16 protein-coding genes are annotated in these 14,151 nt (G+C 61.7%); 11 read left to right on the top strand and 5 right to left on the bottom strand.

The features are described from left to right. Positions 1-151: 151 nt before the first annotated feature. The 4 genes from KJS47_RS04920 (at position 152) to KJS47_RS04905 (ending at position 3,804) form a co-directional block, all read left to right on the top strand. On the top strand, positions 152-1,168 hold the full coding sequence (locus tag KJS47_RS04920) for a Gfo/Idh/MocA family protein (protein ID WP_213523300.1): 1,017 nt from the start codon (positions 152-154) through the stop codon (positions 1,166-1,168). Between the two features lie 18 nt (positions 1,169-1,186). Beyond that, positions 1,187-2,128, top strand: coding sequence for an aldo/keto reductase (locus tag KJS47_RS04915; protein WP_213523299.1), 942 nt, complete (start codon positions 1,187-1,189; stop codon positions 2,126-2,128). 1 nt (position 2,129) lies between these two features. Continuing rightward, a complete protein-coding gene (locus tag KJS47_RS04910; RefSeq protein ID WP_213523298.1) occupies positions 2,130-2,768 on the top strand; it encodes a histidine phosphatase family protein in 639 nt (212 codons plus the stop codon). Between the two features lie 124 nt (positions 2,769-2,892). Next, on the top strand, positions 2,893-3,804 hold the full coding sequence (locus tag KJS47_RS04905) for an endonuclease/exonuclease/phosphatase family protein (RefSeq protein ID WP_213523296.1): 912 nt from the start codon (positions 2,893-2,895) through the stop codon (positions 3,802-3,804). A 94-nt stretch (positions 3,805-3,898) separates the two neighbouring features. On the opposite strand, the gene KJS47_RS04900 is transcribed toward KJS47_RS04905, so the two are convergent. Continuing rightward, positions 3,899-4,102 (bottom strand): CotD family spore coat protein, encoded by a 204-nt coding sequence (locus tag KJS47_RS04900; RefSeq protein ID WP_213523294.1) that lies wholly within the window; start codon positions 4,100-4,102, stop codon positions 3,899-3,901. Positions 4,103-4,453: 351 nt separating this feature from the next. Between KJS47_RS04900 and KJS47_RS04895 the strand changes: the two genes are divergently transcribed. Beyond that, positions 4,454-5,635: a lactonase family protein gene (locus tag KJS47_RS04895; protein ID WP_213523292.1), complete on the top strand. Its 1,182-nt coding sequence runs from the start codon at positions 4,454-4,456 to the stop codon at positions 5,633-5,635. 213 nt (positions 5,636-5,848) lie between these two features. Here KJS47_RS04895 and KJS47_RS04890 read toward each other — a convergent pair whose 3' ends face one another. Further along, positions 5,849-6,367, bottom strand: coding sequence for a hypothetical protein (locus KJS47_RS04890; RefSeq protein ID WP_213523290.1), 519 nt, complete (start codon positions 6,365-6,367; stop codon positions 5,849-5,851). Between the two features lie 233 nt (positions 6,368-6,600). Between KJS47_RS04890 and KJS47_RS04885 the strand changes: the two genes are divergently transcribed. Together KJS47_RS04885 and KJS47_RS04880 are read left to right on the top strand one after the other, a co-directional pair. After that, entirely contained in the window at positions 6,601-7,020 is a 420-nt protein-coding gene (locus KJS47_RS04885; RefSeq protein WP_213523288.1) for a MerR family transcriptional regulator, read from the top strand. Positions 7,021-7,123: 103 nt separating this feature from the next. Further along, positions 7,124-7,531, top strand: coding sequence for a hypothetical protein (locus KJS47_RS04880; protein WP_213523286.1), 408 nt, complete (start codon positions 7,124-7,126; stop codon positions 7,529-7,531). Between the two features lie 6 nt (positions 7,532-7,537). Here the strand turns inward: KJS47_RS04880 and KJS47_RS04875 are convergent, their stop codons facing one another. Then, a complete protein-coding gene (locus KJS47_RS04875; protein ID WP_213523284.1) occupies positions 7,538-8,455 on the bottom strand; it encodes a proline dehydrogenase family protein in 918 nt (305 codons plus the stop codon). A 177-nt stretch (positions 8,456-8,632) separates the two neighbouring features. Between KJS47_RS04875 and KJS47_RS04870 the strand changes: the two genes are divergently transcribed. The 3 genes from KJS47_RS04870 to KJS47_RS04860 all read left to right on the top strand — a co-directional run bounded on the left by KJS47_RS04870 (position 8,633) and on the right by KJS47_RS04860 (position 10,706). Next, positions 8,633-8,956 (top strand): hypothetical protein, encoded by a 324-nt coding sequence (locus KJS47_RS04870; RefSeq protein ID WP_213523282.1) that lies wholly within the window; start codon positions 8,633-8,635, stop codon positions 8,954-8,956. Positions 8,957-9,217: 261 nt separating this feature from the next. Then, positions 9,218-9,859, top strand: a complete 642-nt coding sequence (locus KJS47_RS04865; RefSeq protein ID WP_213523279.1) for a cell wall hydrolase — start codon at positions 9,218-9,220, stop codon at positions 9,857-9,859. A gap of 121 nt (positions 9,860-9,980) precedes the next feature. Further along, positions 9,981-10,706 carry a helix-turn-helix transcriptional regulator gene (locus tag KJS47_RS04860; protein ID WP_306433005.1) on the top strand — a complete coding sequence of 242 codons (726 nt, stop codon included), beginning with the start codon at positions 9,981-9,983 and terminating at the stop codon, positions 10,704-10,706. Between the two features lie 384 nt (positions 10,707-11,090). On the opposite strand, the gene panD is transcribed toward KJS47_RS04860, so the two are convergent. After that, positions 11,091-11,519, bottom strand: coding sequence for an aspartate 1-decarboxylase (panD, locus tag KJS47_RS04855; RefSeq protein WP_213523275.1), 429 nt, complete (start codon positions 11,517-11,519; stop codon positions 11,091-11,093). A 166-nt stretch (positions 11,520-11,685) separates the two neighbouring features. On the opposite strand from panD, the gene KJS47_RS04850 reads away from it, so the two are divergent. Continuing rightward, positions 11,686-12,906, top strand: coding sequence for a threonine synthase (locus tag KJS47_RS04850; protein ID WP_213523273.1), 1,221 nt, complete (start codon positions 11,686-11,688; stop codon positions 12,904-12,906). A 170-nt stretch (positions 12,907-13,076) separates the two neighbouring features. Here the strand turns inward: KJS47_RS04850 and gluQRS are convergent, their stop codons facing one another. Beyond that, positions 13,077-14,045, bottom strand: coding sequence for a tRNA glutamyl-Q(34) synthetase GluQRS (gene gluQRS, locus KJS47_RS04845; protein ID WP_213523271.1), 969 nt, complete (start codon positions 14,043-14,045; stop codon positions 13,077-13,079). Between the last annotated feature and the right edge of the window lie 106 nt (positions 14,046-14,151).

Genomic DNA, 14,151 nt, shown 5'->3' with positions numbered 1-14,151 from the left:
ACATGGTTCTCCCGTTTTCCGCTTGTCCCGGCCCTTTCCGGAGGCTGGTTCGGGTTCCGTGACGAATGACCAGTTTGACGGCTGGCTGATTGTGATATAGTGAGGAGGAATGACCATTCTTATCGGAACGGGACAAGGGAGGAACCAGACGATGACAACGCAACGCAACAGGCTTCGCTGGGGCATTCTGGGCTGTGCGCGCATTGCCGAGAACGCTGTCATTCCAGGAATAGCGGCTTCGGAGACCGGCGAGGTCGCCGCTATCGCCAGCCGGGAGACGACCAAGGCCATGGAAGCTGCCGAAAGACACGGCATCCCGGCCGCCTACGGCAGCTATGAGGAACTGCTAGAGGACGATACGCTGGATGCCGTATACATCCCGCTGCCGAACCACCTGCACAAGGAGTGGACGATAAGGGCGGCGCAGGCGGGCAAGCACGTGCTGTGCGAGAAGCCCATCGCCCTGGACAGCCGGGAAGCAGAGGAGATGGTACGGGCGTGCGCCGAGGCGGGTGTCCTTTTGGCCGAAGCTTTCATGTACCGCCACCATCCTCGGTACGATCAGATCCTCGAGATCATCCGTTCGGGAGAGATCGGGGAAATCCGCGGCATCCATGGCGCGTTCACGTTCAACAGCTCGGGCGCGCACGGCAATTTCCGGTTCCGCCGGGAGTGGGGAGGCGGCTCGCTGTACGACATCGGGGTTTATCCGATCAGCGCTGCCCGGCATCTGCTCGGCACGGAGCCGGAGGCGGCGACGGTGCTTGCGTTTCATTCCGCCGAGCATGGAGATGTGGACATGATGGCTTCTGGACTGCTTGAATTTCCCGGCTCCGTCGGATTGACGTTCGACTGCGGCATGTGGGCCGCCGGCCGCAACACGCTGGAGGTGCTGGGGACGGAGGGGCGCATCGAGGTGCCGTCCGCTTATGTCAGCCCGCAGAGCGAAGCGTCGAATTTCTTCGTCATCGGCAAATCCGGCAGACGCGAGGTGTCCGTTCCCCAAGTGAACGCATACTCGGTGCAGGCCGACGATTTTGCCCGGGCGGTGTGGGGAGATCACCCGCTGAAGAAAGAGCCGGAGGACGCCGTGCGAAACATGAGGGCGCTGGATGCTTGTCTGCGCTCGTCCCGGGAACGCGCCAGAGTCGTCATCGACAACGGATAGGAGAGGGTGGAGGAACGGATGGACTACATAACGATTGCGGGAATGGGCAAGCCCTGCTCGAAGCTCATTCTGGGCACGGATTATTACACACCTGAGGTGTACGGCAAGGTCAGTGAGCTGCTCGACGAATTCGTGCGCATAGGCGGAACCGCCATCGATACGGCCAATGTCTACGCCGGCGGCAAGAGCGAAGGGACGATCGGACGGTGGATGGCCGAGCGGGGCAACCGCGAGTCGGTCGTCGTTCTTACCAAAGGCGCCCACCACGACGCAAACGGTCCGCGGGTGACGCCCGAGGCGATCGAGCAGGATCTTCTGTTGAGTCTCGATAGGCTGCAGACCGATTACATCGATTTGTATGCGCTTCACCGCGACGACCCCGGCGTGCCGGTTGGACCGATCGTTGAGGCGTTAAACGGACATTTGGAGGCGGGCCGCATCCGGGCGATCGGCGGCTCCAACTGGACGCACGAGCGGCTCCAGGAGGCCAATGACTATGCCGCCGCTCACGGTCTGACCGGCTTCTCCTTCAGCAGCCCGAACCTGAGCCTGGCCAAGGCGAACGAGCCGTTCTGGTCGGGCTGCGTCTCGGCAGACCGCGAGGCGTGTGCGTGGCACGAGCGCGTGCAGATGCCCCTCCTGTCCTGGTCCTCCCAGGCAAGAGGGTTCTTCACCGGGCGTTATTCGCCGGACGTGAGGACAGGCGGTGATATCGAGCGGGTCTTCTACAGCGACGGCAATTGGGAGCGTCTCCGCCGTGCCGAACGACTCGCTGCGGAGAAGGGAGCCACGACGATCGAGATCGCCCTTGCGTATGTGCTCAATCAGCCGTTCCCGACCTGTGCGCTGATCGGGCCGCAGACGAAGGAGGAGATGCATTCCTGCGCGGCGGGAGCGGGCATTCGGCTGAGCCGCGAGGAGCTGGACTGGCTCGATCTGACAGGGGAGCGGCTGGATTGACATGAGTACGCGTTATTATCTAATCCGGCATGGGGAGACAGAATGGAACCGGGACGGCAACCGGTATTGCGGACGCTCCGATATCTGTCTGTCGCCCCGGGGAGCCGACCAGGCGGAACAGCTGGCTGTGTACCTGCAGCATGTTCCGCTGGACCGGGTATACGCCTCCACTCTGCGGAGAGCGTACGACACGGCCGGGCCGCTGGCCCATACGAAAGGACTGCCGATCGTGCGGGATGCGAGAGCGGCGGAAATCGATTTTGGCCTATGGGAAGGTCTGCGCTCTCCGGAGATCTCGGACAAGCATGCGGAGGCATGGGCCGCCTGGCAGAGCACGCCGGAGTCTCATCCGGCCGGTTTGACGGGAGAGACGGCCGGACAGGTGTACGGCCGGATGCGGGAGCTGCTGCTCGAGACGGCGGACCGGCACCCCGGCGAGGCGATTGCGGTCGTCAGCCACAGCACGACGCTCCGGATCTTTTTGGCCGGGATGCTGGGGATGCCGCTCAGCCGGTACCGCAGCATGGGAATGGACAACATCGGCATATCGGTAGTGGAGACGGAGGAGGGGGAGTTCCGGCTCCATCATCACAACTTGATTCCCGGCTTCGGGGTGCCCGAGGCAATCGCGGACAACTAGCGGCAGGCAGGGCCATGGGTACGGGCCGGGTCCGATCCTGGTCCCGTAGGGTCGATTTAGAACAAGCAGAATGATGCCGGTCGGGCAGACAATACCCGACCGGGGAATCTGGAGGGGAATGGAAATGAGCAGGAACGATAATGCGCCAGGAAGCGGACAGGAACCGATGCCGCTTGGCGGGCAGGATGGGGGACTGTCCGGCGGAATGGAGACGGCCCGGACGGATGCCGGCTCGGCGGGCGAGACTAGTGGAAGCGGGCTTCGCGTCATGAGCTTGAATGTGCGCAACCCCTGCGACTCGTCGCCAAACGCGTGGGAGGACCGGATGCCGCGGCTGCGCCGTCTGCTCGCGGCTGCTGCGCCGGATCTGATCGGCACGCAGGAATGTGTCTTCCGCCAGGTAAAGGACATGGAGGCGATTCTGCCGGGCTTCGGCTGGATCGGTTTGGGACGGCTCGGCGGCAGCAGCGGAGAGTTTTGCGCGCTGTTCTACCGGGCCAGCCGGTTCGAGGTGCTCGAATACGGCCACTATTGGCTGTCGGAGACGCCCGACACGATCGCTTCCTGCCACTGGGGGAACACGATTCCCCGCATGGTGACGTGGGCGAAACTTCGGGACCAGACGAACGGACGGGAGCTGTACGCGGCCAACACGCATTTCGACCATCTGTCTGAGGAAGCGAGGCGCCGGAGCGCCGAGCTGGTGCTGGAGAAGCTGAGGGAGTGGGACACGTCCGCCCCGGTCGTTCTGACCGGCGACTTCAATGTCGGCCCCGGAACGATTCCATACCGGACCTTGACGGAAGGCGGCTTGTCCGACACCTGGACGGAGGCGCCTGTCCGCACGGGCGAGGGACTCGGCACCTTCAACAATTACGAGGATCCGACCGGGCGGGGGGAGACGTCCCGGATCGATTGGATTCTCAAACGGGGTGCCCTGCGTCCGACGTCGTCAGCAATCGTAACGGACCTTGTCGACGGAGGATACGCGACCGACCATTTTCCGATCTGGGCCGATCTGAACTGGGAAGAGTAACGAGGGAGCTTGAGTGTCGCGGCGGGACGGATAGCCCCGAACGAGGGCGTTGGTGCCAAAAAGGACTCCCGAAGGAGTCCTTTTGACACGTCCCTCAGCCGGTGAACGGAGTCGGGGTCGGCACCCACTCGTTCCGTGTGCGGACCGCGACCACATGCTCGGGAATATAGACGCAATGATGGCGGTTGACAATCTCAACAGGATGAATATGCCGGACAACTTGCGGATGATAAAAATCTCTGACACAGCACGTGGTAGGGTGGACGACGGTTTTGACCGGACAGCAACCATGCATCATGTCGATCTCTCCTTCTCGTCGGGAATGTAAACCTGTGATAAGTATACGGGGGCGGACGTGGAACGGATTGTACAGTCGCCCAAGTCCCCCGAGGAAATGTAGATGTCTGTCCATTGCCGACCGAAGCCTGGCAGACAAATACCTCAAGGCGCGCTTGGGCGACAGAGGCGCTGCCTGTCTTCGACTGGTCATCGGGCAGCGGTCGGTGCCGAGGTCCTCCCCTCTCCTTATTCCATGCTTTTTTCAAGCGAAGGGAGACGAGGAAGTCGGACGATACCCGCTTCCGGTAATCCGGTCGGAACGGAAAGAGAAGGGGGGTCACTAAAACGGGTAAGAACAAGGATGACCGCGATGACCTGGCCACGCGTACCGGAGGAACAGGATTGCGAGGCAGCCGGCAAGACGATCGCTGATAGCCGGAAGAAACTTATGACGAAGGAGTGGGGAAGGATGAACGAGCAGAGAATGAACGGCCGTGTGATGGTGGCGGTAGGGACATACGCTTCGCGGGAGGAGGCGGGACTGCATCTGTACGCTCTCCAGCCGGAGACTAGGAAGCTGACGGAGAGTGACACGGCCCATGGACTGGAGAGACCGTCCTTCGTCCGTGTCGACCCGGCGCGCGGCCGGCTGTATACGGTCAGCGAGACGGGAGAAGGGGAAGTCGTTTCGTTCACGCGGCATTCCGAGACCGGGAGATGGGAGAGAAAGAACGCCCAGCCGACGCTGGGCGGCGCCCCCTGCCACTTGAGCCTCTCGGAGAACGGCCGCTGGCTGCTTGTCGCGAATTATTCGGGCGGCAATGTCTGTCTGTTCCCGCTGGAGGAGGACGGAAGGATTGGTCCTATGAGCGATATGGCAGAGCATGACGGAAACGGACCGCGCACGGACCGGCAGGAGGGGCCGCATCCCCACTCGATCGTGCTCGATCCGGAGAACCGGTACGCGTTCGTCCCCGACCTCGGCATCGACCGCATTGTCGTGTATCGGCTTGATGAGGAGAACGGCAAGCTGGTCCGGCAGCACGAGACGACGGTTACGCCGGGGGCGGGGCCGCGCCACTTCACCTTCCACCCGTCCGGCCGGACGGCCTACGTGATCAACGAGCTGGACAACACGATTATCGCTTATGCCTATGACGGCTTCAGCGGCCGGCTCGAGGAGCTGCAGATAGTGAACGCCCTGCCGGAGGGATATCGAGAGACCAGCTACTGCGCGGACGTTCACTTGTCGCCCTGCGGCCGGTTTCTATACGGCTCGAATCGCGGCCACGACAGCATCGTCGTCTTTCGGGTGGACGACAAGGACGGAACGCTGACCTATGTCGACCATACGCCGACCCAGGGCAGCTTCCCCCGGAACTTCGCGGTCACCCGCGACGGCCGGATGCTGCTCGCCGCCAACCAGGAGTCCGATACGATCGTGACCTACACGATCGATGCGGAGACGGGCAGGCTCACGCCTACGGGAGACGTGATCACCGTGAAAAAGCCGGTCTGTCTTGAGCTTTACGAGGAGCCGGGCTCCGAATAAAACGGGGGAACCGGATAAGGGAGTTGAAGGGGACGGCCTCGGGATTGTTCTTCCCTAGGGGAATGGAAAAAGAAGGAGCCGGGTTTGAGGGAACCGACTCCTTCTTTTTTTTTGCAATTGTCTTCGTCATCGCAGGCTTGCATGCTTCCGTACCATTCGATATCGGTCCCTTTGACCCTGGCGATATACTGCTCATCCAGAATGTTCTTGGCGTCATGTTCCGGCTTCGTTACGCAACGCATTCAGCAGCCGATCCAACCCGGCTCGATATTCCTTCTGTGTGAGGTTGCCCTGTGGAAAACTCAAGGTTTCTAGGATCGAAGCCAGGCGTCGGTAGGTTTCTATATCCGAATCTGTTATGGCTTTCTTTCCGTTCAAAGGCACCAGGTATCGTTTCTCAAATAGCTGTGCGACTTCGTTAAGCTTACTCCGGATATCTGAGTCCACAGAGTGCGGCAAAGCCGCCGCCAGATTGGCGGAATCGAACATTGCCGTCTGGGTTGCAAGGACATCGGCGCTCAATTGGGTTAAATCGTCCCATTGATTGGCCCTATCCAGTCTGCGTATCGTGTCTTTCAAGTAAGCCAGCTTGTTATTGACTCGCGAATTGTTGTACAGAGAAGCTTTAAGTCCCTCCGCCTTGATGTCCGACAGTTGAACCAGCAGCAGAACGATGGCGATTAGTGCTGCGCATCCCAGTAGGGAGATGAGGATCATCTTCGTTTTTCGCATGGCGCCCCCCATTTGGTAGTAAATGGTTTAGTGTGCCTTCCTCTTGCTTAAACAGCGAGGCTCTCTTTCAAAACGAAAGAGAGCCTCATTTAAGGTTTTTCTTCTCTGCACTCGGGAAATTGATTTACTTGCGCATATCGTTACAGTATACTGTAAACAATACAGCATACTGTAACAGTCGGCATCGGGACATCTCACGCGCGATGCCGATCCACAAAGAAAGGAGAGGGCGCATGCAAACCTATACGGCCAAAGAACTGACGGAGAGACTGCAAAAAGACGATCCGTCCCTTCAATTGCGGACCGTCCGCTATTATACCCAAATCGGACTTGTCCCGCCGCTTACAACAGTCGGAAGCAGGCGTGTCTACACCGACGAGCATCTCCACTATTTTCGCGCCGTGCTGTCACTCGCGAAGAGCGGGGAACCGCTCGCTGCTATTCAGGAGCAGCTGCAGGGGAAGCCGATCGAGGAGATTGCCCGGATCGGAAGCAGTCTCCCACTCGTTCAGTCGCGTCCGTGGATCGGCAATGAGGTTCACCGGATCGGGGAGGATGTCCTGCTGTCTGTCGGGCCGAGCGTCTCCAGGGAGCTGCGGGCCCGCATGATCGAGACCGTATCCAGCATGCTTAGGGAGGAGAACAACCGATGATGATCTGCCGCGTCTGACGAAGCCGGTCATAGAACGTGAGGAAGGGTGCAATCACTTATGGGTCCGGGTCGTCCCCGAAGAGACGTGGCGGACAGTCCGGCTTATGCTGGCGCTGCCCCCCGGGATCGTGCGGAGCGGGAATTTATGCGGGTATCCGGAAACGGACGAGGATGCCATCGTACTCCCGGAGGGGGCCGGCCCGCATGATCTCCTATTCGAGCTGCTTACCGACGGTCAGGCGACAGCAGGGCAGACCTTCCTCGAAGCTGCCGTTCAATACAAGGACGAACGGGGGAACCGCTGCCGGTTGACCCAAGAGATTCCGCTGGCTTTCACCGACGATGAGCTGGAGGACATACCAGTGGATGAAGCCGTTGTGGAGCGTGTCAAACGTCTCGGCCAGCGACCGGAGCGAGCGGAGCCGCTTCGCGTGCACGCCGACCGGCCTCTTCGCCTAGCGAACCCCGCCGAGATGTCGGAGCTGGAGAGGAAATACCGCGTCGAAGGCTAGCGCCTATTATTTGAACAGCGACTTCAACACAAAGGCGACGTTCGCAGGCCGCTCGGCCAGGCGCCGCATGAAATAGCCGTACCAGTCGACGCCGAACGGCACATAGACGCGCACCTTATAGCCCTGTTTGGCGAGGGCCAGCTGTTCCTGCGTCCGGATACCGAAAAGCATCTGGAATTCGAAGCGGTCTCGGGGAATCCCGTTCGACCGGGCGAACCGCTTCACATGGCGGATGATCGCGTCGTCATGGGTAGCGACCGCCGTGTAATGACCTCGCCGCATATGGCTTTCCACCATGCGAATATAGCTGCGGTCGACGTCCGCTTTGCGGGGAAAGGCGACGCGCGGAGATTCCTTGTACGCTCCCTTGACGATCCGTACATTGGGCCCGTACCGGCCAAGCCGGACGAGATCCTTCTCGCTCTTGTACAGATACGACTGGAGGACGAGTCCAACCGATGAGCCGAATTCGCGGTGCAGCTTCTCGAACAAATCGAGGGTCGCTTCGTTGTGCGCGTAATCTTCCATGTCGATGCGGACGAAATTGCGATGGCTGCGGGCGAGCCCGACAATCCGACGCATGTTCTCCTCGCACAGGCCGGGGGAGAGATCGAGTCCTAGCTGCGTAAGCTTGACGGAGAGATGGGAGTCGACGCCCGTCTCCCGGATCGCCTCCAGCGTCTGCAGGCAGCACGCGGCCGCTTCGCGCGCCTCCTCTTCCGTCGTGACGGATTCGCCGAGATGATCGAGCGTGGCGCTGATCCCATCGGCATTCAGAGCACGAACCGCCGCCATCGCCTTCTCGATGCTCTCCCCGGCGACGAACCGGCTGGCGCCGAGCTTCATGCCGTAGCGTCTTGCGGCGCGGCATGCCGTGCGGCTGCGGGACAGGGCCAGCAGAGCCGAGCGGAGTATAGGTTCCATTCGGAGATCTCCTTTCGCGAAGTCGCTTCGCTTGCATTCTCCCTCCAGCATATGCACGAGCGGGGAAGATGGGCATCCGCCCTCTCCCCTGGCGTTCCTTTGGGCGTTCCGTTTTCTCGGCAGGCGGGATCTGGGTATAGTAAGAGTAGAGCATATAGGCAAAAGGAGGCAAACACGATGGAAGAGAAGGACAAGCTGGAGCGGCTGCTCTCCGATGCGCTTGAGCAGGAGGGGGCAGACCCGAAGGAGCCGGGCAAAGAAGCCGTGAAGCGGCTCCCGTCCCATTACGAAATCCGGCTGACGGCGCAGGTGGATCCGATCGTGGAGGAGACCAAACGCTACCGCCAGATGGCTAAAGAAGTGGACGACCGGTATGAGGACTACTTGAGAAGGGCCGGCGCTGTGGAATCCGAGCTGCGGACTGGGGAGAGAAGAGGGGAGGCCGAGGACGGCACCGGCAGCCCGGTGGAGGAGAACCGGCTGGAGCGGGATGAGAACTAGCGATAAGCGGAGAGAAGAGAGCCGGGAGACCGGCTCTTTTTGGCGTGTCCGTATTTTTTTTGATTCCGACGGTAATATAGCGGCCGGCCGTTTCGAACTTTATGAAGGACGGCCCGGTTCCAGAACCGTCCGTCACTCCCCTGTACCTCCTCCGGCAGCCTCTTGCAGCGTCCGGAGGAGGAGCATGACCGTTACCAGCAAGATTGCTACGTCTGCTCGCGCATCGGCGCGGTCAAGAACAAAGAGGAGGGAATCTGGAACATGAAACCATTACCGACTGTTGTATCTGCAGCGGTTCTCGCAGCGGCTGTTGCCTGGACGGCTCCGTCCGCCTCCGCACTGTCACTCGACAAAGGAAGCAAGAGCGAGCATGTGCTCGATCTGCAGGAAAGGCTGAGCACTCTTGGCTATTTCAAGGTTGGCCTGACCGGCTATTACGGTACGCAAACCGCCGATTCGGTGAAGCGGTTCCAGCGAGCGTACGGTCTGTCGGCGACCGGCAAAGCAGATGACGCCACCATCGCGAAGTTAAAAAAAGCGGCCTCCCCTAAGCAGGGAGCACTGGAGCAGCTCGCCCGGATCATCTATTCCGAGGCGCGCGGCGAAACGTTCACCGGCCAAGTGGCCGTCGGCGCGATTGTCCTGAATCGCGTTCAGTCGAATCTGTTTCCCGACTCAATCTCCGAGGTAATCTTCCAGCCCGGCCAATTCTCCGCCGTCGACGACGGGCAATATTGGCTGAAGCCGGACGAGACTTCCTACAAGGCGGCGAGAGCGGCGCTGAACGGCAGCGATCCGACCAAGGGAGCGTTGTTCTACTATAACCCGGTGATCGCGACGGCGGAATGGAGCAAGAAGCGGCCGACTATGGCTGTGATTGGGGCTCACATCTTCACGAATTGACGGTTCCTGGCTTCTCGTTACATAGACTTCCCCCGGCGGCCGGCCCGCTGGCGTTCTCTGACGGAGGCGCCGGCTGGGCCGGCCGCCTGTCGGTCGGGCGCTTCCCCGGCAATTTATCAGAATGACTGCTAAAATGTATACGACAGCAAGGATAAGCCAATCATTAGATTTAGTTTCCGCTTTACTTTTCGTGCTGAATTTACATACAATAAGGTTGAGCGAATACATAATACATTGTTGTGTGGAGTTGATACTTTTGGGACAGCCGCTAGCTGAGGTAATTAAGACGAAGCGTAAAGAACTGCACATGTCCAGAAAAGAGCTGGCCGACAAAATATCCGCTTCGGCCGGAGCTGTGTACGCATGGGAAACAGGCAAAAGCACAAAAATCCGTACAAAGTTTATCGGGCCGCTTGCCGATGTACTCGGGTTCGATCCGACTCCTTACCAGGACACCGACAAGGACGCACAGGATGAAGCCGTCATAGAGGAAGAGCTCACCGAGATGGAGGCGGCGGTTGCCGAGCGCGTGCGGAAGTTTCGCAAGGCGGGCAAGCATACGCAGCAGACGATGAGTGATGAGCTCGGCTTGGAAAAGCGCGTCTATCGTGCACTGGAGAACGGCAAGAAGAGGATTGATCTCGAGCTGCTGCTCCGGCTGTCCCGCGCATTGGAGGTATCCGCCGACGAGCTTCTAGGCGGTGCGCAGGAGAAGACGGAAGCCGCCGTGGAGGCTAGCCCCGAGGAGGAACCCAAGCTGGAGAACTGGATCAAGCAGATCGCCGACGCTCCGGAGGACAAGAAAAAAGCGGTCCGCCGGATGTGGAATGCGGTCCGCGAGCTGTAATCCTTTTAGTACGTGTTTGCTTCTTTATTGACAACCCGCCGGGTTCCGGCGGGTTTTTCTTATTTTACGGATAAACGGGAGGCGGGAGAAGGATAAAGAAATTCCCGCTTATCCGCTTTTCTTGTAAAATTAAGGAATCAGAGGATTGGTCCTGATGCAGAGCCGGCGGTATGACCGGTATCCGGCGATCGCCATGCAGAGCTACGCGGCGCAGAGAGCGGGGGCCTCGCCGCAACCGGCAGGGCAGACCCGCTAAGCTGCGGGGTGAATCGTTAAAGGGTGGGGAGAGGAAAGCGTCGACCGCCCGGCATGGGGACGCATACGGAAGAGAGTCACTGTTGGATCGGCACCCGGCTCTCTCTGAGGCCCGGGAGCGGGGCGTTCTCAATGCCCGCTTTCGTCTGCCCTTGCTTTCTCCGCCCGCGCCAGCTCCTGCCGCAGCACGACGAGATCATGCTCCTCCACTGCCGTAATCCGGTTGGTTTCGTCCACGAAGACGACTTGAGGCTTGAGCCGCTCGACCTCCTCCTCGTTCATCAGGCCGAGGCTCAAGATAATGACCAGATCGCCGGGCTGGAACAGATGGGCGGGGGGGCCGTTCAGCCCGATTTTGCCCGAACCTTCCGGCGCGGGGAGAGCATATGTCTTCCAGCGCGTCGCATTGCGCAGGCTGGTGATTTGGACCATCTCGTAGGGCAGAATGCCCGCATGCTTCATCAGCAGGGCGTCAATCGTGATGCTTCCGACATAGTCGAGATCGGCCTCGGTAACCGTCGCCCGGTGGATTTTGCCTTTGCACATCAGTCGCTGCACGGTGGCAGCACTCCCTTCCTTCCGGCGCAGCCGGTTTTGCCACCATTGTATGACGGGAGCCCTTGCGGGTTCCCCTTCGTTCTTCTTTCGATGGGCGGATGCCGTTCCGTTTTTCGCCGGGACGTGTATGGTGGGAGAAGGAGTTCATTCGGAGGGAGCGAAGACGATGAGCAAATGCTGGCTGGTCTGCAGCCGCTGCGAGCGCCGTCAGCCCTTTGCCCTGAGAGGCAAATGCCGCTGCGGAGGCACGCTTCTGGTGGCATACGACCTCGAGCTGGCGGGCCGGACCATGACGAAGGAGGAGCTCACAGGACGCACAACGTCGATGTGGCGGTATCTGGAACTGCTTCCTGTCCGGCTGACGGAGGCGATCGTTACACTTGGCGAAGGAGGGACCCCGCTGTTGCGGCTGCCTAGAGCGGAGAAGAGGTTGGCTCTGCGAGAGATCTACGTGAAGCGGGAGGAGCAGAATCCGACCGGCAGCTTCAAAGCCCGGGGCTTCTCGGCAGCAGTCTCGCTGCTGAAGGAGAGGGGCATCCACCGGGCGGCGGTACCGTCCAACGGTAACGCGGCCTCGGCTTTTGCCGCCTACGCGGCAAGAGGCGGCCTGGACGCCTATGTGTTCGTGCCAAGGGACTGTCCGCGTCTCATCGTGGAGGAGAGCATGCGGTATGGAGCGCAAACCTATATAGTGGACGGTCTCATTCATAACGCAAGCGCCTTGATCGAGGAAGGCCGGGACGAGCAGGGCTGGTTTCACGTCGGGACCCTGCGCGAGCCTGGCCGAGTGGAGGGAAAAAAGACGATGGGGCTCGAGCTCGCCGAGCAATTGGGCTGGCGGCTCCCCGACGTCATCGTCTACCCGACGGGCGGCGGGTCGGGGATTATCGGCCTGTGGAAGGCGTTCCGCGAGCTGAGGGAGATGGGGCTGGCGGAGGGGCCTCTCCCCCGGTTCGTCAGCGTGCAGGAGGCCGGCTGCCAGCCGATTGTCGACGCGGTTGCCGCCGGTGAGCGTGTCCGTCCGCCTGCCGGACCGGTGGAGTCGGCGCCGACGGGCCTGCGCGTGCCGCAGCCGCCTGACGGCGATCTGATAGCGGAGATTATCCGGCGGACCGACGGGACAGCGGTGGCGGTATCGTGCGGCGAGATCGAGTCTGCGGCGGCCGAGACGGGGCGCGAAGGCCTCTCGTCGTCGCCGGAAGGGGCCGCGGCGTGGGCCGGCCTGCTTCGGCTGCGCAGCGACGGCTGGCTGGAGCCGACCGATCGCGTCGTCGTGTTCAACACGGCACACGCGCTCAAGTATGCTGCTGCCGAGCCATCGCTAGCCGGCCCGCCGCTCGTGCGGAGCTACGCCGACGTCCGCCGCCTGCTGCAGGCGAGGCGCTAGCGGCACCGCCCCCGCGATGTCAGCGCACGAAGAAGGGACCCGCTTCCCGAGCGGGTCCCTTCTTCGTGCGTTCATCGCAGGCGTTTCGCCGCGTGCGCTTCCTCCGCATGCGCTTTCTCCGCGTGCGCTTCCATGCACGCGAGCGCCGCGGGGCAAGGCGCCGCCGCCGCTCAGCCTCCGGCGAGGAGCCGCAGCAGCGGCTCGTCCACCGCGACCTGCCCGCGCGGCAGCCGCGCGAGGTCGAAGTGCGGGACGAGCTCCGCCGCGCGGGCCGGCTCCGGCGTATCGGCGAGGCCGCTCAGCCAGGCAAGCGTGCCGACGACCTGCTCGGGCGGCGTCCCGGCGGCCCGGATGCCGGCAAGCGTCACCGCCTGCGACCGCTTGGCGAGGCGGCCGCCGTCCGGGCCGTACAGAAGCGGGATGTGCGCAAAGCGAGGAGGTGTCAGACCTAGCGCTTCGTAGAGCGCGAGCTGGCGCGGCGTGGAGTCGAGCAGGTCGGCGCCCCGCAAGACATCGGTGATGCCCATGGCCGCATCGTCCACGACGACGGCCAGCTGATAGCCGATGATCCCGTCGGCCCGTTTCACGACGAAATCGCCGCCGGCTCCGGGCTCCGCCCGCTGCGGGCCCGCCACCAGGTCGTTGAAGGAGGCGGGCCGGTCGGACAGCGCGAAGCGAAGCGAGGGGTGCTTGTGCGCTGCCCGCTCTTGCCGCTCCTCGAGGGTCAAGCTGCGGCAAGTGCCGGGATATGCGGGGCCTTCCGAGGCGAGCCCGTGGGGAGCGCTCGCAACAGCCGCAAGCTCGGCCCGGCTGCAATAACAAGGGTAGAGCCGGCCCTCCTGTTCGAGCCGCGCCAGCGCCCCCTCGTACAGCGCCTCGCGCTCGCTCTGCGTATACGGCGCATAAGGCCCACCGACATCGGGGCCCTCGTCCCAATCGAGCCCGAGCCACCGCAGGTCGTTCAAGATCTGCTCCGCCCACTCCGGGCGAGAGCGCGGCTTGTCGATATCTTCCATCCGCAGGACGAACTCCCCGCCGGCCTGCCGCATCTGCAGCCAAGCGACAAGCGCCGTCCTCGCGTTGCCGAGATGCAGCTGCCCGGACGGGGTCGGCGCGAACCTGCCTCTTTTTCTGCCCATTCCGATTGCCTCCCGCTCTATTGTCGGCATTCACGCGCCGGCTAGTTCCGTTCTTTGCTCCGATCGTGCCTGACGAGCACAGCCCGAATTCATCCCCATGCTAATG

The organism is Paenibacillus sp. J31TS4 (assembly GCF_018403265.1).
In the GTDB taxonomy this organism is placed as follows: Bacteria; Bacillota; Bacilli; order Paenibacillales; family NBRC-103111; genus J31TS4.
Note: the sequence above shows the minus strand (reverse complement) of the source record. Positions and strands in the feature narration are given on the sequence as shown.

Bases quoted from the DNA above. Each gene is read 5' to 3' on its own strand.
- KJS47_RS04920 (WP_213523300.1), top strand. From the start codon at position 152: ATGACAACGCAACGCAACAGGCTTCGCTGGGGCATTCTGGGCTGTGCG.
- KJS47_RS04915 (WP_213523299.1), top strand. From the start codon at position 1,187: ATGGACTACATAACGATTGCGGGAATGGGCAAGCCCTGCTCGAAGCTC.
- KJS47_RS04910 (WP_213523298.1), top strand. From the start codon at position 2,130: ATGAGTACGCGTTATTATCTAATCCGGCATGGGGAGACAGAATGGAAC.
- KJS47_RS04905 (WP_213523296.1), top strand. From the start codon at position 2,893: ATGAGCAGGAACGATAATGCGCCAGGAAGCGGACAGGAACCGATGCCG.
- KJS47_RS04900 (WP_213523294.1), bottom strand. From the start codon at position 4,102: ATGATGCATGGTTGCTGTCCGGTCAAAACCGTCGTCCACCCTACCACG.
- KJS47_RS04895 (WP_213523292.1), top strand. From the start codon at position 4,454: ATGACCTGGCCACGCGTACCGGAGGAACAGGATTGCGAGGCAGCCGGC.
- KJS47_RS04890 (WP_213523290.1), bottom strand. From the start codon at position 6,367: ATGCGAAAAACGAAGATGATCCTCATCTCCCTACTGGGATGCGCAGCA.
- KJS47_RS04885 (WP_213523288.1), top strand. From the start codon at position 6,601: ATGCAAACCTATACGGCCAAAGAACTGACGGAGAGACTGCAAAAAGAC.
- KJS47_RS04880 (WP_213523286.1), top strand. From the start codon at position 7,124: ATGCTGGCGCTGCCCCCCGGGATCGTGCGGAGCGGGAATTTATGCGGG.
- KJS47_RS04875 (WP_213523284.1), bottom strand. From the start codon at position 8,455: ATGGAACCTATACTCCGCTCGGCTCTGCTGGCCCTGTCCCGCAGCCGC.
- KJS47_RS04870 (WP_213523282.1), top strand. From the start codon at position 8,633: ATGGAAGAGAAGGACAAGCTGGAGCGGCTGCTCTCCGATGCGCTTGAG.
- KJS47_RS04865 (WP_213523279.1), top strand. From the start codon at position 9,218: ATGAAACCATTACCGACTGTTGTATCTGCAGCGGTTCTCGCAGCGGCT.
- KJS47_RS04860 (WP_306433005.1), top strand. From the start codon at position 9,981: ATGACTGCTAAAATGTATACGACAGCAAGGATAAGCCAATCATTAGAT.
- KJS47_RS04850 (WP_213523273.1), top strand. From the start codon at position 11,686: ATGAGCAAATGCTGGCTGGTCTGCAGCCGCTGCGAGCGCCGTCAGCCC.
- gluQRS (WP_213523271.1), bottom strand. From the start codon at position 14,045: ATGGGCAGAAAAAGAGGCAGGTTCGCGCCGACCCCGTCCGGGCAGCTG.